The sequence below is a fragment of the Rhizocola hellebori genome (assembly GCF_016862955.1).
Classification (GTDB): Bacteria; Actinomycetota; Actinomycetes; order Mycobacteriales; family Micromonosporaceae; genus Rhizocola; species Rhizocola hellebori.
In genome coordinates this window covers 1-23,834 of sequence record NZ_BONY01000086.1, presented here as the reverse complement: position 1 = coordinate 23,834, position 23,834 = coordinate 1, and the positions used below count along the sequence as shown (strand labels likewise).

Below are 23,834 nucleotides of genomic sequence, written 5' to 3'. Positions count from 1 at the left end.
TCAGATCCGGAAGAACATGTTCAGATAGCGGTCGGCGACCGTGGCGTCGCCGCGCACCGTGCCGGCGTTGCTGCGCCCGAAGGCCGTCAGCACAAAGCTCCCCGGATCGAACTCAAGCACCGTGGGCAGGTCGTCGACCGCCGCCGGGGCATAGGTTATCGCGTCCGGCCCGGCGGTGACCTTCCAGCTGCCCGCGTTGTGTCCGCCCAGGATGCGCACCCCGATCTCGCACGGCGGCGCGTCGGCCGGGAGGTCCGCGGTCGCCGACCAGAGCACGAACATGAACGGCACCAGCAGGTCCGCGGCGTCGCTGTTGAGGCAGTGGGCCCGTCCCGAGCCCTGGCGGATGTCCCAGCCGTGCACGCCGTAGTCCATCAGCTGGAAGACCGGGTAGAAGAAGGCCGGCAGCGGGCCCATGTACTTGTGCGGCACGAGGAAGCTGCGCCACTCGTCATCGCTGAGCCCGCGGACGATGTCGACCATCTTGGCGTAGTCTGCCCGCAGCCGGGCCAGGGAAACGTCTGCCTCCAGGCTGCGCAGATCGCGCGCGCCTACGTCGAGACCGTCTTGCATTGCTTTGGTACCAAGGGCATCCGCCACCGACGCGCCGGCCCGCGCGGCGTCGAAGCCGGTGAAGTAGCTCTCGGTGACATCGATCAGGTGGCCCACGACGTCGCGGACCTGCCACTGCGTGCTCAGGGTCGGCGCCTCCCACGCCCCGGGCGCGGCGGCCATGGCGAACAGATCCTGTGCCTGCTCATCGACGACGCGCAGCAGATTGTCGCGCGCCTCGGGGCTGGTGGCATCCCAAATGGACATACCAATCTCCCTTGCTGACGGGGAGTGCGGAGTGCGAACGATTGTGCTCAGAGCGAACCTATGCCCACGCGTGGACAGACGTCAATCGGTCGCGGGTGCGGCGGTCACGGTGACGCAGCATGAGCCCGGCCGCGGGATCAGCCGTGCCTGCAGCGCGTGCGCGCCGAGCCCGGTCAGCACGCCTTCCACGAACGCCTGGTTCAGCCCGCAGATCAGCTCCCGCTGACGCTGCGCCAGCGCGTGGAACGGGCAGTTGTCCAGCAGCATCTCCTCGCCCGGACGCGGCTCGTAGCCCATCTCGGCCAGCGCCTGGCAGGCCTCGTCCAGGCTGGCCACCCGATCTTCGCTGCCGGGCCGGGCCGATTGCCCGATCTGCTGTCCACGCCGGAATGCCTGGCGGCGCACAGCGGCCAGGGCATCGGTCGGCGATTCGGCGATGGCGTCGGCGAGGATCTGCCCGGCGAGCTCGTATTGGCGGGCCGGGATGGTCAGGTTGAGCCCGTCGGCGCTCGCCTCGTAGACCTTGGGGGTGCGCCCGCGCCCCCGCCGCTTGCCCGACGGCGCTTCGTAGCGGGCCTGCAGCAGCCCGACGTCGACGAGCTTGTCCAGGTGAAACGCGGTCAGGGTGCGTGAGACCGCGACCGCGTCGGCGGCCTCCTCCCGGCTGACCGCATGCTTTTGGCGCCTGACGTGCTCATAGAGCGCCCGCCGCACCGGGTCGATCAGCGCGGCCACCACGTTCCATCTTGCTATTGCCATCGCGGAGAGATTATCACCAACGTCCGCTGTTGATAATCGGGCCGCTCGGCCACAGAATGGTGATGATTAACAGCAACGGCCATTGGCGAAAAAGGGCGGTATCAGATGCACAACGCAGTTCAGGCCCCGCGGGGACGCGCGATGGCGAACACCCGCGACCTGGCTGCCGCCGAGGAGGCGGCCGCAGATCTGCTGCGGGCACTCGGTGTGCCTCTGGATTCGGAGAGCCTGCGGGACACCCCGCGCCGCATGGCGCAGGCCTACGCCGAGCTGCTGACCCCGCGGGCGTTCAAGGTGACCTCCTTTCCCAACGACGAGTGCTACGACGAGCTGGTGCTGGTGCGCAACATCCCGATCAAATCGGTGTGCGAGCACCACATGCTGCCGGTCGTGGGGGTGGCGCACGTCGGTTACCTGCCGGGGGAAAGGATTCTTGGACTGTCCAAACTGGCCCGCGTGGTGGAGATGTTCGCCCACGGCCCGCAGGTTCAGGAGAGGCTCACCAAACAGATCGCCGACTGGTTGCACACCCAGCTCACCCCGCGCGGCGTCGGCGTCGTCATCGAGGCCGAACACCTCTGCATGACCCTGCGCGGGGTCCAGGCGATCGGCTCCCGCACCCTGACCTCCACGCTGCTCGGCAGCCTGCGCAAAGACCCCCGTTCCCGCGGCGAGTTCCTCGCCCTCACCGGCGCCGCTTCCCGATAACCCACGAAAACCCTTTGAGGATCGAGCATGAGCGAGCAGTTTGTCATCGTGGGCGCCGGCCTGGCCGGCGCCAAGGCGGCCGAATCCCTGCGCGGGCAAGGCTTTGCCGGGCAAATCACCCTGTTCGGCGAGGAGCCGCACCGCCCCTATGAGCGGCCGCCGCTGTCCAAGGGCCTGCTGTTGGGCGCCACCACCGAAGAGGACGCCTTCGTGCATGAGCCCGGCTGGTACGCAGACAACGAAGTCCAGCTGCGCACCGGGTGCCGCGTCGAGTCCATCGACCGCGCCGAGCGCACGGTGACTGCCAGCGACGGAAGCGTCACCGGTTATCACAAACTGTTGCTGGCCACCGGTTCCGCGCCCCGCCGGCTCGACCTCCCCGGCGCCGACCTCGATGGCGTGCTCTATCTGCGTACCCTGCCCGACGCCGTGCGGCTCGCCGCCGTGCTGGCCGACGCCGAACACGTCGTCGTGATCGGCGCCGGGTGGATCGGGTTGGAGGTCGCCGCCGCGGCGCGCTCCCGCGGAGCTTCGGTCACCATCGTGGAAACCCTTGCGCTGCCGCTGCAACGGGTGCTGGGCGACGAGGTGGCGCAGGTCTTCCTCTCCCTGCACCGCTCGCGCGGGATCACCTTCCACGGCAACAGTTCCGTGCGCGAGTTCCGTGGCGGCAAGCGGGTCACCTCGGTGGTGCTCGGCGACGGCAGCGAGTTGCTGGCCGACGTGGTCGTGGCCGGGGTCGGCATCTCGCCCAACATCGAGCTGGCCCGGCAGGCCGGGCTGGACACCGACAACGGCATCACCGTGGACTCCGGGCTGCGCACCTCGGATCCGCGCATCTTCGCCGCGGGCGATGTCGCCAATGCCTACCACCCGCTCATCGGCCGCCAGATCCGGGTCGAGCACTGGGCCAACGCCGTCAACATGGGCGAGGCCGCGGCCAAGGCCATGATGGGGCAGGATGTTGTCTACGACCAGCTGCCGTACTTCTACTCCGACCAGTTCGACCTGGGCATGGAATACAGCGGTTACGTGGCCCCGGGCCGTTATGACTACATGGTTTTCCGCGGCGATCCGTCTAAATACGAGTTTCTGGCGTTCTGGGTCGACGAGGGCCGTGTCATCGCGGGCATGAACACCAACATCTGGGATGTGCAGGATCAGATCCAGGCTCTGGTGCGGGCCGGCTATGCCGGACACGTCGCCGACCTCGGCCGTCTTGCCGACCCCGCCATTCCATTGGAAGACCTGTTGGTAGGCAACTAAATCACTGTTTTTTGGAATCATGCCATTTTTGCCGCGTACCCTATCGGAATATATCGATCAATGTCAAACTGCTGCAAACGCGTGAGCGCGCAAGGGAAAGGAAGTATGAGGCGCGCTGCGCATCCAAAACCCTTTGGGAGCCAACGATGGCAGACTCAAACCAGCCCACGGGTCGAAGAGCCAGGCTTAGCCGGCGTAAGTTCGTCGGCGGCGTCGGAGCAGCAGCAGCCGGCGCGGTGATCCTGAGCGACGTCGAAGCACAAGCAGCAGAGGTGGAGGGCCCGGTCGTCTCGGCCGCCCCCGATCCCCGATTCAGCCGTATGTTCAACCTTCCCGCGTTCGCCAGCCCGACCTCGACAGCGGTCAAGAACGCGATGAACGACATCGGCAAACTCGGCGGCCTGCTCGACGCCAAAGACCCACTCCAAGAGGGCCCGATCCGGTTGATTACCAACCCGGAGCTGAGCCCCAACAACCGCGACAACGTGGTCACCAACATGACCGCCGGGACAACGTTCCTCGGTCAGTTCATCGACCACGACGTCACTTTCGACGCCGCCTCGCCGCTAGGCGTGGTGGCTGAGCCGACCGCGACCACGAACACTCGCGACACCCGGCTCGACCTCGACACGGTGTTCGGCGGCGGGCCGACGGTCAGCCCGCAGCTCTACAGCACCTCAGACCGGGCCAAGTTCCGCATCGAGAGTGGCGGTCTGTTCGAAGACCTGCCGCGCAACAGCAACGGCACGGCGATCATCGCCGATCCGCGCAACGACGAGAACCTCATCATCTCCGGGCTGCAAGCCGCGTTCCTGCTGGCGCACAACCGGACGGTGGACTTCCGCCGGGCCAACAACCTGCCCGGAGACGTCTGGTTCTACTCGCGGCGCACCATCATCCACCACTACCAGTGGATTGTCGTCAAAGAGTTCCTCCCGCAGATCTGCGGGCAGGCGCTGGTCGACGACATCTTCCGCAACGGGTTGCGCTGGTACAGGTTCGACCGTCCCACCATGCCGGTGGAGTTCCAGACCGGCACCTTCCGCATGGGACACTCACTGGTCCGACCCTCCTACCGCGCCAACCTGGCCGGCGACCGCGACCCGGTCACCGGCGCCCCGGCGCCCTTCTTCGGGTTCATCTTCGACCCGGCCGGGGAGAACCAATCCGATCCGGTCGACCTACGGGGACGGCGCAGGGCACGGCGTCGTTTCATTGGCTGGCAGACGTTCTTCGACTTCGGAGGCGATCAGACCCAGCACGTAAGGCCGAACAAGAGACTCGACACGAGTATCTCGACCCCGCTGTTCAAGCTGCCGCTGCAGGCCATCGCGAGTGGAGATCCGCCGATCTCGCTTCCCCAGCGAAACCTGTTGCGCCACTTGACCTGGTCGTTGCCGTCGGGCCAGCGCATCGCGCAGGCCACGGGATCGCCCGTCCTTGCCTCGAGTAACTTCCCTGAGCTGAGAGGGTATGGACTCGGTCTGGATGCCAGCACCCCGCTGTGGTACTACATCCTCAAGGAAGCGGCCGTCTTCAACGACGGCTTGCGCCTAGGCCCGATCGGCGGCCGCATCGTCGCCGAGACACTCATCGGGCTCCTCGCACGTGACGAGTTCTCATATCTGAACAACGGCTTCACCCCCACTCTGCCGAGCCAGACGCCCGGCACCTTCAAGATGACCGATCTGCTGCGCTGGGCACGAGTCGACCCGGCCAGCCGCGGTCAGTAGACAACCGGGCGGGCCGTGCCGCCGCACGGCCCGCCCCAAACAGCCGCCAGCTAACCTTGGTGGGATGCAGGTAGAACTACCGCCGTCGTTCCTTGCCTCGCCCGCCTGGTTCAGCGGTGGCGCGGCCTGGCTGGCCGCACTGCCGCAAGCCGTTGGCATGCAATGCGCGGCGTGGCGGCTGCGCATCGCCGGTGAGCTCGCGCACGGCTCCCACGCCATCGTTGTGCCGGTGGAGCGTGACAGCGAGAGCTTCGTGCTGCGCATGTCACCGCCCGGACCAGATCTCGACGCCCACATCCGGGCCCTTCGGTTCTGGGACGGACGAGGCACGGCAAGGCTTTTCGACGCCGACGCCGCCAGCGGTGCGATGCTGCTTGAGCGTCTCGGCGAGCCGCTGGCCCGGGTGCCGGTGGACGAGGCGATCCCGCTTCTCGGCGCGATGATGCGGCGTTTGGCCGTTCCGGCGCCTGACGATGTGCCGTCGACGGCGGATCTGGTGCGCGCCCGCCTCAGCCGGCTCGAAGCGGATTGGCAAGCGCTGCAACGCCCCTTCGACCGCGCCATCCTCACCGAGGCGCTGGATGTCGGCGAAGCGCTGTGCCGCAGCGAATCCGAGCTGGCCGTCAACGGCGACATGCACTCCGCACAGGTGCTGCGCGGGCAGCGCGAAACCTGGCTCACCGTCGATCCGGTGCTGCTGCGCGGCGACATCGCCTACGATCTGGCCCGGGTGCTCTGGACCCGCCTGGACGAGATGGCGGGCCCGGCCACCATCATCGAGCATTTCGATGCGGCCGCAGCCGCAGCCGGGGTGGAGCGCGACCATGCCCGCGATTGGGTGCTGTTGCGTGCCGTCGACTACTGGCTCTGGGGCTTGCGCGCCGGGCTCACCGAGGATCCGGTGCGCTGCCGGCGGCTCGTGCAGGTCTTCGTGACATAGCGATGCCGGGCCGCCCGCGTGGGGCGACCCGGCATCCGGGGCGGATCAGGCCCGTGTGACGGTGACGTTGTCCACGCCCGCCTCGACCAGGCTTGCGCCGGAGGCGTCGGCTGCCTGGATGAGGATTCGGACACTCTGCCCGGCGAAGGCCGAGATGTTCCATGTTCCGGTGGCCCAGGCGCCGTTGCGGTTGGCCGCAGCCCCCGCCTGGTTGAACAACTGGGTCGTCCCTCCACTGTGGACGATGCTCACCCGGAAGAAGTCAGCGCTTGACGCGTTGCTGCCGTGGGCGAGGTACCAGGACAGGGAGACATTGAGCGTGCCGGTGGCCGGCAGCGTGATGGCGGGCGATTGGATCGACGTGGTGCCGCCGTCGATGTCGAAGTCACCGGCGGCCGCCCCGGCGAGCCGGCCGGTCACCAGATCGTTGGTTCCGCTGACCGTGGTACCCAACTGCTTGGCGCCACTTGACGTGGTGGCCTCGGGGTCGCCCCGCTCCCACACGCCGGTGGTCGCGGTGTCGGTGCCGTTGGGGTTGGTGGTCCACCCGGTGGCGGTTTCGAAGGTGTCGGAGTAGACGGTGGTGGGCGGAGTCCCGGTGCCCACGGCAAGGGTCCACAGCGCGTGTGCGGCCGCGTCACCGGCACGGTTGAGCACCGTGTCGCTGATGTTGGCCGGGAAACGGTCGCACGCCTGGTGGTAGCACGGGTCATAGTCGCCGGTGGTCCCGCCCCACTTGGTCACCTGAGCGGCGGTCTTGTTGGCGCTGGCGCCGGCGGCCACACCACTGGTCTGAATGCCCACCGCGTTGAACGACGCGTCGTCGGAGCGGCCTGCGCCCTCCACGTTCTCCTCCGGGGCGATGCCCGGGAAGTTGGTGTCGTAGTAGGCCTTGAGAACCTGGCCGATGCTCGAGGTGATCCGGTTGATGAAGTACCCGCCGTTGGTGGAGGCGACCATGTCGAAGTTGAAGTAGCCCTTGATCTGCGTGCGCTGGGCGGCGGTGAGGCTGTTGGCGTAGTGCTGCGAGCCGTTGAGCCCCTGCTCCTCATCGCTCCAGAAGGCGAACCGGACATGGTTCTGCATGGTGGGGTTGGTGGCGGCCAGGGTGAGGGCGATCTCCAGCACCGTCGCCGAGCCGGACCCGTTGTCGTTGATGCCCGGTCCGGCGGTGACGCTATCGAGGTGGGCGCCGAACATGTAGGTGTTGTTGACGTCACCGCCGGGCCAGTCGGCGATGACGTTCGGGCCCGCGCCCGCGGTGCAGCCGGTCGCGCAGGTCTGCCGCACGACGGTGTAGCCCGCCGCCGACAGCCGGTCGAAGACGTAGTTCACCGAGGCGGTGTAGCCGGCCGTGGTGGAGCGGCGCGTGCCGCCGTTGGCGGTCGCGATGTTCTGGAACTGCTGCAGATGCGCCCGCTGATTGGTCAGCGAGATGTCCGGAGTGGCCAGGGCCACCACATCCGGCGCGGGCGCGGCCGCTGCCGATGACGGCAGGGCAGCGACCGCTGTCGCAGCCAGAGTGAAGGCCATCAGGCCACGAAGGATCGATGAAGGTCTCAACGCCGTACTCCTCACGGGGAAAGGACGGGGGTAGCCCGCAGCCGCAGGATAAGCCGCACAGCGATGATTGTGAATGCCTGAAATTTTAGGGTCTTGCCACGGCTTTGCCCAGCGCCATCACCGCGTAGCCCGCGAGAAGCAGCCCGGCTCCCGTCCCCACCACCACGCTCGCGTTCACCGACGAGGCCAGGGCCACCACTAGACCGGCCACGGCCACCGCGCACATGGCCACCCCCAGCGGCACCAATAGTGGATCATGCAATGCGGGCGCGAGCGGGAAGAAGTGCACGCCCACCACGAGACATATCCACACCGGAATGAACTCGCTCTGCCCGGTCGCGCCCAGCGCCACCGCACCCAGGCCGCAAGCCGCGAACTCGACCCCGACGATGATGCCGTAGCGGCGTCCGTCCACCTGATCCTGCCCGCCCGGGCTGCGGAAACCGATCACCGCCCCGGCCGCGGCGGTGGCCAGCGACACCCAGGCAAGGACGCTCAGCCAGGTGCCCAGCGGAGGTGCGGCCTGTGCCCAGCTGAGCCAGCCTGCTCCGAAGAACCCCAGGAAAAGAGCGGTGAGCCCGAAACTGCGACGCGACCGCCGGTCGGTGGAAGCCATGTGTCTCCTAATAGGGTTGGTGCCATGCCTGAGCAGATGGTGGCCGTCAACGGAGCCGAGTTGTGCGTCGAATCCTTCGGGGAACCGCGGTCACCGGCGATCCTGCTGATCGGTGGCGCCGCCTGTTCCATGGACCTGTGGAGCCCGCGGCTCTGCGAGCTCCTTGCCGCCCAGGGCCGTCAGGTCATCCGGTATGACCATCGTGACACCGGGCGCTCAACAAGCTACCCTCCCGGCGCACCCGGTTACACCGGGCCCGATCTCGCCGCCGATGCCGCCGGTTTGATCGATGCGCTCAGCGGTGGCCGAGCGCATCTGGTCGGCCTCTCCATGGGCGGTGGCATCGCCCAATATCTCGCGGTGCACCAGCCGGAGAAGGTGGCGACATTGACGCTTATGTCCACCAGCCCCGGCCCGGCCGGCGACCTCCCGCCGCCCGCCAAGCGAATCCGGGAGGCCTTCGAAAACCCGTTGCCCGAGCCGGATTGGGCCGACCCGGCGGCGGTCGCCGACTATCTCGTGGAAAGCGAGCGCCCTTACGCCGGGCCGAAATCCTTCGACGAGGCGCAGGCGCGCGCGGTGGCGCAGCTGGTGGTCGCCCGCACGGTCAACGTGGAGTCCAGCGCGAAGAACCATTGGCTGCTCGAAGGGGGCGAGGAGGTGCGCCCCCGGCTCGCCGAGGTGAGCGCGCCGACGTTGGTCATCCACGGCACCGAAGACCCGTTCTTTCCACCCGGCCACGGCGAAGCGCTCGCCCGCGAAATCACCGGTGCGCGCCTGCTTCTGCTCGACGGCGTGGGACACCAGGCGCCACCACCATCCACATGGGACACCGTGGTGACAGCCATCGCGCGCCACACCGCGTGAGAAGTGGGGCCGGCGGTCGCGCCGGCCCCACCGTGAAGTTGCCTAGGTTTACTTGGCGTAGATGTCGAACTCGTAGAGGGAGAATCCGTAGGACGTCGCCCGGGTCAGGCCGAACATGCGCACATAGCGGGCGCTGACCGGGGCGAAGGAGATGTTGTCTGTCCCGCCGTTGCCCGCGGTGGTCGAGAAGACCGTCGTCCAGTTGGTGTTGTCGTTTGACACCTCGATGCGGTACGACCGGCCGTAGGCCGACTCCCAGTTGAGGATCACCCGGCCGACCGTCTGCGCCGAACCCAGATCCACCTTGATCCATTGGTTGTTGCTGAACGAGCTGCCCCAGCGGCTGCCGTCGTTGGCGTCGACCGCCTTGTTCGGCGTGAGGCTGGTCAGGAACTGGGTGCTGGAAGCGGTGGCGGTCTTGTTGTGAGCAAGGTTGGCTATGTTGTCCCCACGCCGGGCCGGGAACTGCACGACCTGTTGGTAGGTCGGGCGGTTCTGCCAGCTGATCGGGTCCTGGCCGATTCCGCCCAGCGCCGAGTGGATGATCGTGTCCGCGCACCACTGGTCGCCCGCCGCGCAGTCACCGTCACCGGGATACACCTGGCTCGCCGGCACGGCCGCGGCCGTCGCCAGCGTGCTCAGCAGCACCGACCGGCAAGCGGCCAGATTGCCTGCGCCGCAATAGGTCGCGGCCAGCGGGCCGGCTACCGGCTGACCCAGTACCGAACGCAGATCCTTGGAAACGTAACCCCACCAGCCGGTCTGGAACGAGGATCCCTTGTGCGGCTGGCCGTGATCGGAAGGTGCCTCGTCGATCTGAATGGCGCCCGCCAGGGAGGCGAACAGGCTGTCGCCCAGCGAGGGACGGAACATTCCGTCGACGAGCCGTGGCCACCAGGCGTCCAGGATGCGGATGGCGTCGGCGTCGCGGTAGACGTGACTTCCCGCGCCGGTCTCGGTGCGGTGCCCGCCGTTGGCGAGCCAGGCCTGCAGTTTGGCGACCGCGTCGGCCTGCGCCGGGTCGGTCACCGGCTGGGAGGTGATCACCTGCAGCAGCAACCCGAGATCGTGGGTGGCCCGCAGATCCTCGTGCGCCGCGGCTTCGACGAGTTTGACCACGCCCGCCCGGTCGAGCTTCTGCCCACCGGCGATGGCCGCCTTCACCGCCTTGTCGAGCATGTCGCCACGGTGTACCGGGCCGAAGCTGAAATTCCCGTCCGCGGCACTGTAATCCTTGGCCTGCTTGTTGTTCCACGAAATGAAGTAGTCCTGGTTCACCGCCTGGGGATGCGCCGAGGTGGGCGTGTAGGAGGCGGTGTTGTTGTCCGGGTTCCAGCCCACCCATTCGTTGGCCGCGGTGGCCGCGATGGGCAGGTTCGGGTCGACGTGGCTGGGCCGCACCGGGTTGGAGCCGGAGTTGAAGTAGGCCGCCTCGGCCGAGTTCACGTAGAACCAGTTGAACGCGTAGCCGACGTTGCTGGCCGAGGTGACGAAGGCCGCCGCGGTGCCCATCTGCGCCGGATCGTTGAACATCTGGAACCCGAGCGCCGAGTCCGCCTCGTGCCGGTACGTGGAACGCAGCGAGGTGAAAGCGGTGGGCACCCCGTTGACCAGGCCGCGCCACAGCACGAGGCCGTACTTGGTGCGGTAGGTGATCAGCGAGTAGGACCCGGCCGGGGTGGAGTCGGCCAGCGTCGGCGTCCACGCGTTGTCCTGGCGCAGCTGCTCCATCGGCGTGCACACGCCACGGAAGCGGTAGACGGTGCTGTTGATGTCACCGCACAGTTCAACGGAGTAGGTGTCGGTGATGTCCTGGCCGGCCGAGGTGGCGCTCCACGCGTAGTCCTGGCCGCGGCCCAGCTGGACATAGAGGTTCACCCCGGCGAAGGACGCGCCGCGGGCGCTGATCCCCGGGCCTTGCAGCTCTTGCAGCAGGAGCAGCTGCGGCGAGAAGTAGGCGGTCTGCGGCCCGAAGACGGCGATCGGGTTGCCGGTGGCGGTGTGCGCGCCGGAGACCACCATGGCGTTGGACATGCCCCGGCGGCTTTCCGGGCCGATGTTCAGGTTCGGCAGAATCCCGCGCTCCTCAGGTGAGGTGATCGGGGTGCCGGCCGACCCACTTCGGTTGAACACCACCGGGACCGGCGATGCCGTCCCCCGATCGGGCAGGGCCACGCCGGAGGCGGCGGCCGGAGTCTGGCCGTATGGGAAGGACTGGCCGTTGTGCAAAGTCAGCACGGTCTCGGGGTCGTTCTGCTCTCGGAAGGCGCGCCACACCTGGTCACCGACGACGGTGCCGTACTTGGCCTGGGCCTCCAGGCGCACCAGCGCGGAGCGCATCTCGTTGCCGCCCCCGCCGCCGAAGAGCCCGCCGACCACGCCGCTGATCGAGACGATGTCGGTGATGGTGAACGGCTCCGGGCCGCCCGCTCCCGTGATCGCGTCCAGGTGCCCGGTGAGCACGTACTCCCCCGGGCAGTTGATCGGGATCGCCGACATGCAGCGGTTGATGTAGGCGTTGATGCCCGCCACGAACTCGGTGATGTCGCTGTGCAGCAGCGCGCCACGCGGGCCGGAGACGCGAAGGGCCTCCACCTGTACCTGCAGATCGGCCTCGGTATAGGGCGAGTTGCGCCAAACCTGCTGCTCAAGCGCCTGATTACCGGGCGAGCCGCCGGCGAAGGAGGTGAGCTTGCCCCGGCCGACGCGGCGCAGCAGATCCATCAGGAAGAGCCGGTCGCTGGCCCCCGCGTACCCGGCCCCGAACATCGTGCCGCCCCGGGTGGTGCCGTAGATGTGGGGCACACCGGTGGCCTTGTCCCGCAGGATCGTCACATCGGAGCGGGGCGAGGAGGTGCTTTCCACCTGCGAGGCGGGCACGCCGAAGGCGGCGTCGTTGTAGAACTGCCCGATCTGTTCGCCGGTCAGCCCGGTGTAGGCGCTGAGCAGGTTGGCGTACTTGCCGATCTGGTCGGCGTTGTGCGCCGGTCTGATGCCGAGTGCTTGCTGGGCAAGGATTTCCGCGAGCGTGGCGTTGCCGTTCTGCCCCGGCGGCAGGATGTCGTCGCATTGATCGAGGCAGTAGTCGTTGGGTTGCAGGTAGGCGCTGGCGGCGGTAGCCGGCGAGGCAGGTGCGAGCACCAAGGCGGTGGTGACAAGCACGAGCGCCATTCCGGCCCGCGTCACTTTGCTGAGCACGGGCGATCCCCTCTCGGGAGCGAGGTATATGAAGGGTGTTCACATACTAGGAGTGCCAAACCGTCCGCAACAGCCTAAGAATTCCGGCATATCCATCTATAAGAAGCGATAAGTAACCCCCGGTTTGGCGGCGGTATGCTGCGCCGTGTGACACGGCAGCAATCGATCACCTGGTGGGGCTCGGGCAGCGCGCTCCTCCTGTTCGCGGTGACCGGCTTGATCGGCGCACTGGTACGAGGAGGCCCCCCACCGGGGCCATGGCATGTCGATGTCACCTCGGCCGCGGTCGCCGCCGACCTGCCCCCCTTGCAGCGTGCCGACCCGGCCAACCGCTGGGTGATCGTGCGCGCCAAGGTGGAGATCACCGGCAAGACCAGCGCCACCGGTCTCGCCTCGATCCTGCGACTGTCCGGAGTGGACGCGCTGGTGACCACCGAGCCGGGCGTTTTGCTGGTACGCGACGGCAGCAAGATCGATCGGCTGCATCCCGGCCTGCCCGAGGAGCTGGCGTTCGCCTGGGAGCAGAAGGTCGGCGCGACGCCGCCCACCCAGGTCACCGTGGAGGTCTCCGGCGGTTCCCCGGTCACCATTGCGGTGAGCACGAAATGAGCCGCTACGACCGCCTCAACGAGGTTGAGGAAGGCGCCCCGCTGTTCGGCGAGGAGGCGTGGGTCCAGATGCCCGACGGCAGCTGGGTTCGTGCCACCGACAAGGCCGCCAAGAAACTCAAGGGCAAGTCCAAGGGCAGCCCCCCGCCCGAGCCCGACTTCATCCCCGCCCAGTCGCGCAAGCCGGAAGCGAGGGCGAGCGTTCCCGAGGCGCCGGCCGAGCCCGCGCCCGCGGCGGAGCCGAAGCGCAAGTTCGGCCGCAAATCCGCGGCGGACAAACAGCGTCAGGCCGAGCTGGATCGCCAGGCGGAGCAGGAACGCGAGACACAGCGAGCCCGCCGCGCCGAGCTGGAACGCGAACGCAGAGCGCAGGCCGATCGCGACCACCAGGCCGAGCTCGACCGGGAGCGGCTGGCCGAGCAGGAGCTGCTGCGCCAAGCCGAGCTGGAACGCGAGCGCAAAGCCGACCTGGAACGCACGGCCGCCCTGGAGCGGGCCCGCGCCACCGAGCTGGAACGCGAGATCGAGCTGGAACGCGCGCGAGTGGCCCGGCTCGAGGAGGAGTTCGAGCGGGAGCGCCAGCGCCAGTCCGACCTCGAATACGAGCGCGAGCGCCAGCGGCGCAGCCGCGACGAGCTTGACCCCAAGACCTCCACCAGCGTGTTCGGCCGCTGGCCGGACGAGAAGCCGGTCTACCCGGAGCCCGAGCGGTGGCCGGACACCAGCACGGACTACCGCAACTCCGACTCGCAGTACCCGGAGCCCGCCAGCTGGCCAAGCGTCGAGCCGTGGTCCGGGTCAAAGTCAGATTCGGCGGCTAAGCCGAAACCCGCGCCGAAACCCGCACCACAACCCAGGCGCCGCACCGCTTCTCGCCCCCCGATGAGCACCGGCCAGCGCGTTACCGCCGTCGCCGGGGCGGTCGCGATGGCCGCCGCCGCGGTCGCGATCGGCGCCGGCGTCAGATGGCTCGGGCCGGATCCGGCTTCGTCGCAACGCCCGTTCGCTCAGGCCGGCGCACCTGGCGAAAGCCTTGATGTCCGGACATTTACCATCACCGTGCAGGCGGCCCGGGCCGCGTCCTCGCTGCAGGCCGGGGGCGCCGCCCAGGCGACCCAGGGGGTGTGGGTGATTGTGCGGGTGCGCCTGGCCGCCAACCATGAGCCGACACAGGTCGGCTATGCCGCGGTGCGCGACCGCGCCGGCCGCACCTATCTGGCCTCCGATCGCGTCCGGCAGCCGCTCATCGACGGCAGCCGTCCTTTCCAGCCCGGCATCCCCATCGAAGGCGAAGTCATCTTCGAGGTGCCCAAGGACGCGCTCGACAGCCTGACCGCGCTCTTCGCGGCGCATCCCGACCGGCTCGCGCTCGACGCCATGGCCGAGGTCGTGCTGCCCAACCTGACCGTGGCCCCCGGCGAGCAGCCTCCGGCCACGCTCGCCCCGACCGAGGTAAAGCCGTGAAAAAGCCCGGATTCTTCCGCCGCAACATGTGGGGCCTGCTCGGCCTGCTGCCCGCGATCGCCGCTTTCACGGTCGTCGCCCTGGACCGCACCGACTTCTACGGCCAGCAGATCAATGGTCAACCAAAGGCCGGGGTCAGTGCCGCGCCCGCGGAATGGGTCAGCTATTCCAAGGCCCGGCTTCGCCTGGTCAACATGGCGGCCACCACCGACCTCTACGACACGGCGGGCAAGCCGCTGAAAATGCCCGCCGATCTCAAGACCTGGCGAGCCGTCATCGAGATCCAGGTGGACAACCAGAAAGACCTGGCCGACTGCGAAATCTCCCTTGAGGACAGCGAAGGGCGCCTCTTCGGGACCCGCCCCTACGAGCTGGCCAACCTGAAGATGCCCACGCCGACCTGCACGGCCGAGGACACCGCGCTAAATGCCTACCAGGTGACCGTCTTCTTCATCGCGCCCGCCGACGCCAAACCGGTCGCGGTAAGGGTCGTGCGCGCCGCCGCGCTGCCCGGCTACGCCCGCCTCGTCGGCGCCTGACGCGATCAGCAGCGAAGCCGCCAGGCACACCACCAGCAGCACACCGATCGCGCTGTTGGCCGCACCGATCAGCCCGGTAATGGGCTGCCAGAACGCTTCCGGGTCGCGGGTGCCGATGGCGAGCCGCTCGATCTGCCACAACAGCAACGGCACCTGCTGCACCACCACGATGAGCAGGCAGGTGATCAGGGTGAGCGGGACACCGGCCCTTCGCACCAGCTCAGGCGCATCCAAGGGACGAAAACCGAGCGCCAGCACACCCACCGCGAGCCAGGCCAACGGCACCAGCAGGACCGTGAACACGGCACTGAAAAGCCACGACACCGGATGGGTCAGCTCGGCCAGCCATCGCGACAGCGGATGGCTCGCGATCGTGAACGCCACCATGGACATCCAGCAGATGTCCAGCCCGGTGCGCACCCAGCCCGCCCACCGCCGATCCTGCACGGCCGTCCACAACGGCATGAGCCAGCGCAACATGACCGCGACGATGAGCACCACGGCCGCGGACACGTCCATGGTGACCTGGCGTTCCAGGGCGGGGTCTATCAGGTACCCATCAAAATGATCTGTAGCAACATAAACCATCAGGAATGGCGCGAGCACCATCGGAAACTTCGGCCATGGCTGCCCTGGCAAGAGTGAACGAAACATGAACATCACCGCGGCGGCGAGCCCGGCCGCGGTGAAGGCGAAAATCGCCACTCCGAGCGCCCAGCCGACCGCTCCGGCCAGCAGCGCCAGCTTCAGCGTCGCGAGCTTGACGGTGAAGCCCGCCAGCACCAGGGCGAGCAGGGTGGGCCAGTTTCCCACCAGCTTTCCCCCGGCACCGCGGACCAGCCTCAACACATCGCTTGCCATCTCCTGCACGGCCAACAGCCTACTGCGCGTGGCCACCGGGCCAAGTTCAGTGTCCCCGTCTGCGTGAACTCGGTAATGAGGAAATCGGCTTTGCTTGGTAACATGCCGCCGGTCAGGGCTCGTTCACCTAAGGAGGTCGTCCGGTGACCGATAATCGGTTGAAAGGCCGTGTGAAGGGACTGTTCGGAGGACAGCTTCCCGAGCACGAGACACTGGGTGAGCACGCCCTTCCCAGTCAAGCGGGCGGCGCCAGCGCGCTGCTCTCCGACGCGGACGCGGAACGCCAGGCGCTGCAGGTGCTGGTGCTCGCCCGGCGCACGGCCGACGAACACGTCGCCAGTGCGCTGCACGAGGCGGAACGCATCCGCGCCGATGCTCGCGCCAAAGCCGAGCAGATCGCGCAAGACGCCCACACCTTCGCCGAAGGGGTGCGACGGGAGGCGGGCAAGACGCTCACCGACGCCAGGGCCGCCGCGGACCAGGCGGGCAAAGAGGCCAAAGTGGCCGCCGACGGCGTGCGCCGCGACGCGGACAAGGCGCTGGCCGACGCCCGGGCCAAGGCCGACGACATCGCCAAGGACGCGCAAGCCAATGCCGACAACGCGCGGCGGGAAAACGAAAAGATTCTCGCTGACGCCCGGGCCAAGGCCGAAGAGCTGGACAAGGCCGCACTGGCCAAGGCCGACGCGCTGGAACGCGAAGCGCAGCAGCGCTATCAGGAGGTTGTCGGCAGCTTGGAGTCCAAGCGTTCCGCGCTCCAGCAGCAGATCGACGCCTTGCAGCAGTTCGACAAGGACTACCGTTCGCGCCTGCGCACATTCATGAACAGCCAGCTGCGCGCGCTCGGCGACGAGGGGCCACCCCCGGCGCGGGTCCAGATCGACCATTCGACACCGATGGAGACCACCGGGCTCATCCCGACCATCCAGGACTGAACGCGTGGGGCGCCCGCCCTCAGCGCACTCAGTGGTGGAAAGCCGATCCCGCCTCTGGCGTCTGCAATGGACCGGGCTGGCTTTCCAGCTCCGGCAGGAGCCGACGGATGTCGTCCATCAGCAGGTCGGCCAGGTCCTGTGAGAAACCGTTGCGTACCACGATGCGCAGCACCGCCAGATCCGTGCGGTTCTCCGGGAACGTGTAGGCCGGCACCAGCCAGCCCCGTTCGCGCAGTCGCCGGGACACGTCGAAGACGTTGTACCGCTTCACGTCCGCGCCCGTGGTGAAGGCGAAGACGGGAAGCTCGTCGCCGCGGCTGATGAGCCGGAACTGGCCGGTCTTCTCCAGCTCGCCGGACAGGTAGGTGGCCACGTCGCGGCAGCCCTGCTGCACCGTGCGGTAGCCCTCCCGGCCCAGCCGGAAGAAGGTGTAGTACTGCGCCACGACCTCCGCGCCCGGACGGGAAAAGTTGAGCGCGAAGGTCGGCATCGACCCGCCGAGATAGTTGACGTTGAAGACCAGCTCTTGCGGCAGCAACCGGTGTTCACGCCAGACGACCCAGCCGACGCCCGGGTAGACCAGCCCGTACTTGTGGCCCGAGGTGTTGATGGAGGCGACCCGGGGCAGCCGGAAGTCCCAGACCAGGTCCGGGTCGATGAAGGGGGCGACCATGGCCCCGGAAGCGCCGTCCACGTGCACCGGGATGTCCCAGCCGGTGCGCTCCTGCAGCTCGTCGAGCGCCGCGCAGATCTGGGCGATGGGCTCATAGCTGCCGTCGAAGGTGGAGCCCAGAATTCCTACCACTCCGATGGTGTTCTCGTCGCAGCGCGCAGCGGCCTCTTCGGCGCTGAGGTGGAAGCGGTCGCCTTCCATCGGCACCAGGCGCGGCTCGACCTCCCAGTAGTTGCAGAACTTGTCCCAGCAGACCTGCACGTTGACGCCCATGACCAGGTTGGGCCGGGCGCCCTTGCCGTTGCCGCCGCTGCGCTTCGCCGCCCACCGGCGCTTGAGCGCCATCCCGGCCAGCATGCACGCCTCGCTGGAGCCGGTGGTCGAGCAGCCGATGGCGGTGGCCGGATCGGGGGCGTGCCACAGGTCGGCGAGGATGGTGACGCAGCGTCTTTCCAGCTCAGCGGTCTGCGGGTACTCATCCTTGTCGATCATGTTCTTGTCCGCGCACTGGGCCATCAGCCTGTCCGCCTGGGGCTCCATCCAGGTGGTGACGAAGGTGGCCAGGTTGAGGCGGGCGTTGCCGTCGAGCATGAGCTCGTCGTGCACCAGCTGGTAGGCGGTGTCCGCGGGCACGGAATTGTCCCGCAATGCGGTGATCGGCGGCACGACCTCCTCAAACCCTACGGTCGCGAGTTTGTTGCCGACGTGGCGGCCCGATCCGCCTGCTGAGGTCTTTCCCTTGTGCAGTGGCACAGCACCCAGCGTAGGACCGAGCCCAGGTCACGACCGTCTTTAGTTATTCATTGACATACGTTACAGTCTCGGCGTGAAGATTTCACACCCGCTATAGAGAGGTGCCCATGACTAACAGCCCCTTCACTCGGCGTCGCGCTCTTCTGGCCGCAGCGGCCGGAGCCGGCGTCGCGGTGGCACCCTGGGCCGCCAGCCCGGCCCTTGCCGCGACCCCCCGCGTCTACATCGACCCGGGCCACGGCGGCACCGACTCGGGCGCCACCGGCAACGGCTTGCAGGAGAAGACGGTCACCCTCAACATCGCCCTTCAGGTGCGCAACATGCTGGCGAGCTACCCCGTGCTCGTGCGGATGTCGCGCACCACCGACATCACCCGCAGCCTCACCTACCGCAGCGATGACGCCAACGCCTGGGGCGCCACCATTTTCATCGCCATCCACATCAACGCCGGTGGTGGCACGGGCTTCGAGAGCTTCCGCTATCCCGGCGTCGGCGCCACCACCCAGCGCCTGCACAGCCTGATGCACAGCAACGTGATCGCGGGCATGCGCACGGTCTCCGCGGTCACCGACCGTGGCCAGAAGACCGCCGACTTCCATGTGCTTCGCGAGACGGCCATGCCGGCGGTCCTCACCGAAAACCTCTTCATCGACACGGTTTCCAACGCCAACCTGCTCAAGAATGCCAGCTTCCTCACCGCGACCGCACGCGGTCACACCAACGGCATCCTGCGCTTCCTCGGTCTTTAGCCTTTCTGGGTACCGGGTCTGGCCTTCGCATGGCCCGGTACCCTCGGTTAAGGTATTCATGAAACTCGATCGAAGGAGATCGCGAATGAATACCCGATCTTTCCTGACCATGGTCGCGGTCCTGAGCCTGGTAGGGGCTGCCGCGACACCGACCGCCGCCCACGAGGCGGCACCGTCCGACACCGCCACGAGCGGCCCCGTCATCCAGGCGGGCGGATTCGACCTGACCCGGCCCGAACTCGTCGCGACCGGCATGCAGATCCCGTGGGGACTGGCCTTCCTGCCCGATGGCAGCGCCCTGGTCTCCGAACGCGCCACGGCACGCATTTTCCGGCTGCGGCCGGGTGTCGCGCCCGCGCTCGTGGCGACCGTGCCCGGTGTCGTGCCCTCTGGCGAATCGGGCCTGCTGGGCTTGGCCGTCTCACCGACCTTCGCCACCGACAACCTCGTCTACGCCTACCTGACCGCGAGCGCTGACAACCGGATCGTCCGGTTCCGGCTGGACACCCCGGGCACGGTAACGGTGATCCGCTCCGGCATCCCCAAAGCGACCATCCACGACGGTGGGCGGCTCGCCTTCGGTCCCGATGGCATGCTCTACGCCGGCACGGGCGACGCCAACAACACCGCCAACGCGCAGAACCTCAACACCCCGGCGGGCAAAATCCTGCGGATGACGCCAACCGGTGGCGTGCCCGCGGGCAACCCGTTCGCCAACTCGGTGGTCTACAGCTATGGCCACCGCAATGTGCAAGGCCTGGCTTGGGATCCGCAGGGCCGCCTGTTCGCCACCGAGTTCGGCCAGAACGCCATCGACGAGGTGAACCAGATCGTGGCGGGCGGCAACTACGGCTGGCCGACGTGCGAAGGCACCTGTAACAACCCCGCGTTCCGCAACCCGATTGTCACCTGGACCACCGCGGAGGCCTCGCCCAGCGGCACCGCGATCGCCAACAACACCCTGTTCGCCGCCGCGCTCAGGGGCACGAGACTGTGGCTGGTGCCGCTCAACGGCAGCGGCGGGACAAGCGGACCGCCCACCATCGAGCTGCAGGGCACCTATGGCCGCATCCGCACCGTCGCGATTGGACCCGACGGCTACCTGTGGATCGCGACCAGCAACCGCGACGGCCGGGGCACGCCGGTCGCCAGCGACGACCGCGTCGTACGCTTCCCGCCGATGACCGGTGGGACCACGGTTTTCGAGGACACCTTCGAGACCAACCTGGGCTGGGTGGCCAACGCCTCCGGCACCGACAACGCCACCGCGGGACGCTTTGAGCGGGGCGACCCGGAGGCGACCACGTCGGGCGGTCTGACCTATCAGCTGGGCACCACCACCAGTGGCGTCAACTGTCTGGTCACCGGGCGCCTGGCCGGTACCTCGGCCGGAGCCAACGACATCGACGGCGGCGTCACCAGCATGCGATCTCCCGCGATCGCCCTGCCCACGGGACGGACGCTGACGCTGTCGCTGCGCTACTACCTCGCCCATCTGAACAACGCCAGCAACGCTGACTTCCTTCGGGTACGGGTCAACAACACGGTGGTGCTGGAGCGGCTTGGCGCGCCGGCGAACACCGCGGCGGCCTGGCAGACGGCGACCATCAACGTGTCGTCGTTCGCCGGGCAGTCCGTGACCATCACCGTCGAGGCCGCCGATGCAAGCGGCGCAAGCCTGGTCGAGGCCGCGATCGACGACGTGCGCATCAGCTGACGCTCGCCCAGCGCGCTGGGATGGCTCCTGGCGCGCTGGGCCTGCTGGTCGGCCCGAAACTGTCGGGTTTTGTCGTGCTATCCGGTCCGCTCGGGCACTTGCGGCGCAAGGAGGGCGTGGCATCATGTGGCGGTGGTGAAGCTGCGGGTGGGTTTGGCTGTCCTGATTACAGCGATCGCTTTTCTGGGCGGGTGCGGCACAAGCGAGCCGCCTGACAGTGCGGTGCCCAACTCTCCGAAGCCGAGCCCGGCCAACTCGGCCTTCGCCAAGATTGATCAGGAGTCCAAGGAGCTGATCAGCGCGGAGGCCAAATGGCAGGCGCCGTCCTCGCTCACGGTGGACACCACCCAGCGGGTGGGCCTGTCGATCGGCGAGGGCGACAAGATCGCAGACAAGATAAACACCCTTCTGCCCAGCACCTCCCCCATCACCGCCGGGGTCGTCGAGGTCGGACCCACCGTCCGGGCAACGCTTTTCGCCACTGAGGGCGATGCCGATGTCAGTCCCTCGGTCGCCATGGACGCCTCGACCGGCTCGAACATCCAGATGCTGTGGACGTGGCTGGTCAAGCCGAAGCGGCCGACCGATCGGCTGACCCTGACCGCGCATCTTGAAGTGCCGCTTAGCGATGGCCATGTGGTCAGCAATGATCTGAGCCTCACCCTGGCGGTCAAACGCACCGCCTTGTACACGCTCACCGAGATCGCCACCCATTGGGGCACCTGGTCCGGCGTAGGCGCCAGCATCGTCGGGATCGTCGGCTGGTTCACGGCCCGCGCCCGCCGCCGCAAGCGCGCCAGCCAACCGGCGGCAAGTTGACAATCCGCCGTCACCAAACCGACGCGCGGTAGCGAATCAGCAGGTCACCTCCGTCGTGACCGGATACACACTGTCACCTAGCAGACGACGAATTCATTACCATCATCATGCCTGCGGCCCTTACCTTTTGCGGACACCCTTTCACTGAAACGGAGACCAACCGTGTCTGCCAAGGATCGGTCCGGGCATGCGATCGTGCTCGGTGCAAGCATCGCGGGCCTGCTGGCCGCGCGTGTGCTCAGCGAATCGTTTGCGAAGGTCACCATCTTCGACCGCGATGCGCTGCCCGCTGACCATCGCCCGCGCCGTGGCGTGCCCCAAGGCGAGCACTCCCACGGCCTGCTGGCTCGTGGCCGCGAGGTGCTGGAAGAGCTTTTTGATGACTTTGTACCTGACATGACCGCGCTGGGCGCGTTGCCCATCGACCTCCTGCGCGACATGGTCTGGGTCAACGACGGGCACCGCTTGCCGCGCGAGGAGTCGGGTCTGCTCGGCATGTGCTTGAGCCGTCCCGTGCTGGAAGGCTACGTGCGCGACCGGGTTCGCCAGTTGTCCAATGTGGACATCCACCACCGTACCGAGGCACTCGGTCTGCTCGCCTCCGACGACCAGTCCCGGGTCATCGGCGCGCGGGTGCTGCCCCGCGGCGAGGCGCCGCAGGAGGTCTACGCGGAGCTGGTCGTCGACGCGACCGGCCGCGGAAACCGTGGCCCCACCTGGCTTTCGCAGCTCGGCTATGACAAGCCGGCCGAGGAGCATGTCGACCCGGTCACCGTCTACGCTTCGCGGGACTACCGCCGCGTCGCCGGCGACGCGGACTTCCGCGCCATCGTCCAAAGTCCTTGGCCCGGCAACCCTTACGGCGGCGTGGCCATCGCCGCCGACGGCGACCGGTGGATGGTCACCCTGCTCGGCTGCGGCCCCGGTAACTTTCCACCCTCCGATCCGGACGGTTTCCTTGAGTTCGCCCGCCGCCTGCCCAGCCCGCAGCTCTACGAGCTGTTGCGCACGGCCGAGCCGCTCGGCCCGCCCATGAAGATGCGGCTGCCGACCAGCGTGCGACGCCGCTATGAGCACATGGCGCGCCTCCCCGAGGGCTTCCTCGCCTTCGGCGACGCCATCTGCGCCTTCAACCCGGCCTACGGCCAGGGAATGACCGCCGCCGCTGCCGAGGCGCTTGAGCTGCGCGAGTGCCTTGCCAAGGGGCGCAACGGTTTGCCGAAGCGGTTCTACGCCCGTGCCGCGCGGGTGATCGATGTGCCCTGGGACATCGCGGTCGGCGCGGACCTGCGCTATGACCACGTGGCCGGTCCCCGGTCGCGGAAGGTGAACTTCCTCAACTCCTATGTCGGAAGGCTGCACGGCGCGGCGGCGGCGAACGCCGGTGTCGCCAAGGCCTTCCTGTCCGTTGCCAACCTCATGTCGGCCCCACCGGCCCTCTTCAAGCCCGCGGTGCTCGCCCGCGTGCTGTTCTCCGGTGGAAAACCAGCAGACATTCCCGCGCCGGTCTCACGGCCGCGCGCGTTGGAGCCGGTGGCGTAACCCCCGTCGCCACCGAGAGCCCGCGGCGCCCGGACGATCAGCCGGGCGCCGCGGCGCCTTGTTCGGGTGTAGTCTGAGTGGAGATCATCTGCCTTTGCGCCGCCGTCAGGCAGAGGAGGCTGAGCCGTGAACCCACTTGGCCGAGTGGCTCTGATGTGTCTAGCTCTCGTTGCCTCACCCGCTTTCCTTGCCGCGCCAGCCGTGGCCGCGGAGGACGCGACCGTCAAACTCGAAGCCAAACTCCGCTTCCAGCCGACGAGCAAATCGCCTGTGCTGGAAAAGCTTCCCATCGGCACCACACTCGACATCGCGTGCTGGCAGAAGGGCGAACCGACCTACGGCGCGGACAAGTACGGCTCCATGTGGCTGTTCGTCAGCACCGGAGGCTGGGTGCACTCCATGCTCGTCACCCCGGTTGACGTGGATCCGTGCGGCGCCATCATCGCGGTACCGGGCGGGTTCTTCTACAACAACTGCGATGCGGCACAAGCCGCTGGCGCCGGGCAGATCCTCTCCACCGAACCCGGCTACGGACCACACCTGGACCGCGACCGCGACGGTGTGGGCTGCGAGCAAAATGATGGGTAAGAGTGTCGTACCCCTCTTCTAGTTTGTTTTTCATGGACGCGGGGGCGATCGATGAGCTGATTGCACAGAACCGGGTGGTGGCCCGAGAAAACGCCCGGCTGCTTTCCCTGGTACGGC

The 23,834-nt window shown here is 67.8% G+C and carries 21 protein-coding genes; 14 read left to right on the top strand and 7 right to left on the bottom strand.

From position 1 onward, the window contains the following. Nucleotides 1-819: a maleylpyruvate isomerase family mycothiol-dependent enzyme gene (locus tag Rhe02_RS40935; RefSeq protein WP_203913891.1), complete on the bottom strand. Its 819-nt coding sequence runs from the start codon at nt 817-819 to the stop codon at nt 1-3. 81 nt (nt 820-900) lie between these two features. Further along, nucleotides 901-1,578 carry a helix-turn-helix transcriptional regulator gene (locus tag Rhe02_RS40930; RefSeq protein WP_203913890.1) on the bottom strand — a complete coding sequence of 226 codons (678 nt, stop codon included), beginning with the start codon at nt 1,576-1,578 and terminating at the stop codon, nt 901-903. Nucleotides 1,579-1,683: 105 nt separating this feature from the next. Here Rhe02_RS40930 and folE point away from each other — a divergent pair, with 105 nt between their 5' ends. From folE to Rhe02_RS40910, 4 genes are all read left to right on the top strand, one after another. After that, nucleotides 1,684-2,286, top strand: a complete 603-nt coding sequence (gene folE / locus Rhe02_RS40925; RefSeq protein ID WP_239124376.1) for a GTP cyclohydrolase I FolE — start codon at nt 1,684-1,686, stop codon at nt 2,284-2,286. Nucleotides 2,287-2,313: 27 nt separating this feature from the next. Continuing rightward, a complete protein-coding gene (locus tag Rhe02_RS40920) occupies nt 2,314-3,552 on the top strand; it encodes an NAD(P)/FAD-dependent oxidoreductase (RefSeq protein WP_203913889.1) in 1,239 nt (412 codons plus the stop codon). A gap of 146 nt (nt 3,553-3,698) precedes the next feature. After that, the gene (locus Rhe02_RS40915; RefSeq protein ID WP_203913907.1) at nt 3,699-5,285 is read left to right on the top strand and encodes a peroxidase family protein; all 1,587 of its coding nucleotides are present in this window, start codon (nt 3,699-3,701) and stop codon (nt 5,283-5,285) included. Between the two features lie 64 nt (nt 5,286-5,349). Continuing rightward, on the top strand, nt 5,350-6,225 hold the full coding sequence (locus Rhe02_RS40910) for an aminoglycoside phosphotransferase family protein (RefSeq protein WP_203913888.1): 876 nt from the start codon (nt 5,350-5,352) through the stop codon (nt 6,223-6,225). A 45-nt stretch (nt 6,226-6,270) separates the two neighbouring features. On the opposite strand, the gene Rhe02_RS40905 is transcribed toward Rhe02_RS40910, so the two are convergent. After that, nucleotides 6,271-7,758 (bottom strand): M20/M25/M40 family metallo-hydrolase, encoded by a 1,488-nt coding sequence (locus Rhe02_RS40905; protein ID WP_203913906.1) that lies wholly within the window; start codon nt 7,756-7,758, stop codon nt 6,271-6,273. 115 nt (nt 7,759-7,873) lie between these two features. Next, nucleotides 7,874-8,404 (bottom strand): hypothetical protein, encoded by a 531-nt coding sequence (locus Rhe02_RS40900; RefSeq protein ID WP_203913887.1) that lies wholly within the window; start codon nt 8,402-8,404, stop codon nt 7,874-7,876. Nucleotides 8,405-8,428: 24 nt separating this feature from the next. Between Rhe02_RS40900 and Rhe02_RS40895 the strand changes: the two genes are divergently transcribed. Next, nucleotides 8,429-9,271: an alpha/beta fold hydrolase gene (locus tag Rhe02_RS40895; protein ID WP_239124375.1), complete on the top strand. Its 843-nt coding sequence runs from the start codon at nt 8,429-8,431 to the stop codon at nt 9,269-9,271. Between the two features lie 48 nt (nt 9,272-9,319). Here the strand turns inward: Rhe02_RS40895 and Rhe02_RS40890 are convergent, their stop codons facing one another. Further along, nucleotides 9,320-12,442, bottom strand: coding sequence for a penicillin acylase family protein (locus tag Rhe02_RS40890; RefSeq protein WP_203913904.1), 3,123 nt, complete (start codon nt 12,440-12,442; stop codon nt 9,320-9,322). A 174-nt stretch (nt 12,443-12,616) separates the two neighbouring features. On the opposite strand from Rhe02_RS40890, the gene Rhe02_RS40885 reads away from it, so the two are divergent. From Rhe02_RS40885 to Rhe02_RS40875, 3 genes are read left to right on the top strand one after another with little or no spacing between them, the layout of a single operon-like run. Then, a complete protein-coding gene (locus Rhe02_RS40885; RefSeq protein ID WP_203913886.1) occupies nt 12,617-13,078 on the top strand; it encodes a hypothetical protein in 462 nt (153 codons plus the stop codon). Beyond that, nucleotides 13,075-14,541 (top strand): hypothetical protein, encoded by a 1,467-nt coding sequence (locus Rhe02_RS40880; protein ID WP_203913885.1) that lies wholly within the window; start codon nt 13,075-13,077, stop codon nt 14,539-14,541. The genes Rhe02_RS40885 and Rhe02_RS40880 overlap by 4 nt, the downstream gene beginning before the upstream one ends. Continuing rightward, the gene (locus Rhe02_RS40875) at nt 14,538-15,080 is read left to right on the top strand and encodes a hypothetical protein (RefSeq protein WP_203913884.1); all 543 of its coding nucleotides are present in this window, start codon (nt 14,538-14,540) and stop codon (nt 15,078-15,080) included. The genes Rhe02_RS40880 and Rhe02_RS40875 overlap by 4 nt, the downstream gene beginning before the upstream one ends. Here the strand turns inward: Rhe02_RS40875 and Rhe02_RS40870 are convergent. Further along, entirely contained in the window at nt 14,964-15,950 is a 987-nt protein-coding gene (locus Rhe02_RS40870) for a hypothetical protein (protein ID WP_203913883.1), read from the bottom strand. The genes Rhe02_RS40875 and Rhe02_RS40870 overlap by 117 nt on opposite strands. A gap of 134 nt (nt 15,951-16,084) precedes the next feature. Here Rhe02_RS40870 and Rhe02_RS40865 point away from each other — a divergent pair, with 134 nt between their 5' ends. Beyond that, nucleotides 16,085-16,876, top strand: coding sequence for a DivIVA domain-containing protein (locus Rhe02_RS40865; RefSeq protein WP_203913882.1), 792 nt, complete (start codon nt 16,085-16,087; stop codon nt 16,874-16,876). A 28-nt stretch (nt 16,877-16,904) separates the two neighbouring features. Here the strand turns inward: Rhe02_RS40865 and gad are convergent, their stop codons facing one another. Continuing rightward, complete coding sequence (gad, locus tag Rhe02_RS40860; protein WP_239124374.1) at nt 16,905-18,302, bottom strand: glutamate decarboxylase; 1,398 nt, start codon at nt 18,300-18,302, stop codon at nt 16,905-16,907. 107 nt (nt 18,303-18,409) lie between these two features. Between gad and Rhe02_RS40855 the strand changes: the two genes are divergently transcribed. The 5 genes from Rhe02_RS40855 to Rhe02_RS40835 all read left to right on the top strand — a co-directional run bounded on the left by Rhe02_RS40855 (nt 18,410) and on the right by Rhe02_RS40835 (nt 23,717). Further along, nucleotides 18,410-19,051, top strand: a complete 642-nt coding sequence (locus Rhe02_RS40855; protein WP_203913881.1) for an N-acetylmuramoyl-L-alanine amidase — start codon at nt 18,410-18,412, stop codon at nt 19,049-19,051. An 85-nt stretch (nt 19,052-19,136) separates the two neighbouring features. Then, nucleotides 19,137-20,768: a PQQ-dependent sugar dehydrogenase gene (locus Rhe02_RS40850; RefSeq protein WP_239124373.1), complete on the top strand. Its 1,632-nt coding sequence runs from the start codon at nt 19,137-19,139 to the stop codon at nt 20,766-20,768. A gap of 132 nt (nt 20,769-20,900) precedes the next feature. After that, a complete protein-coding gene (locus Rhe02_RS40845; RefSeq protein WP_203913880.1) occupies nt 20,901-21,587 on the top strand; it encodes a hypothetical protein in 687 nt (228 codons plus the stop codon). A gap of 162 nt (nt 21,588-21,749) precedes the next feature. Beyond that, complete coding sequence (locus tag Rhe02_RS40840) at nt 21,750-23,129, top strand: FAD-dependent oxidoreductase (protein WP_203913879.1); 1,380 nt, start codon at nt 21,750-21,752, stop codon at nt 23,127-23,129. A gap of 126 nt (nt 23,130-23,255) precedes the next feature. Next, nucleotides 23,256-23,717 (top strand): excalibur calcium-binding domain-containing protein, encoded by a 462-nt coding sequence (locus tag Rhe02_RS40835; protein WP_239124372.1) that lies wholly within the window; start codon nt 23,256-23,258, stop codon nt 23,715-23,717. The last annotated feature ends 117 nt before the right edge of the window (nt 23,718-23,834 follow it).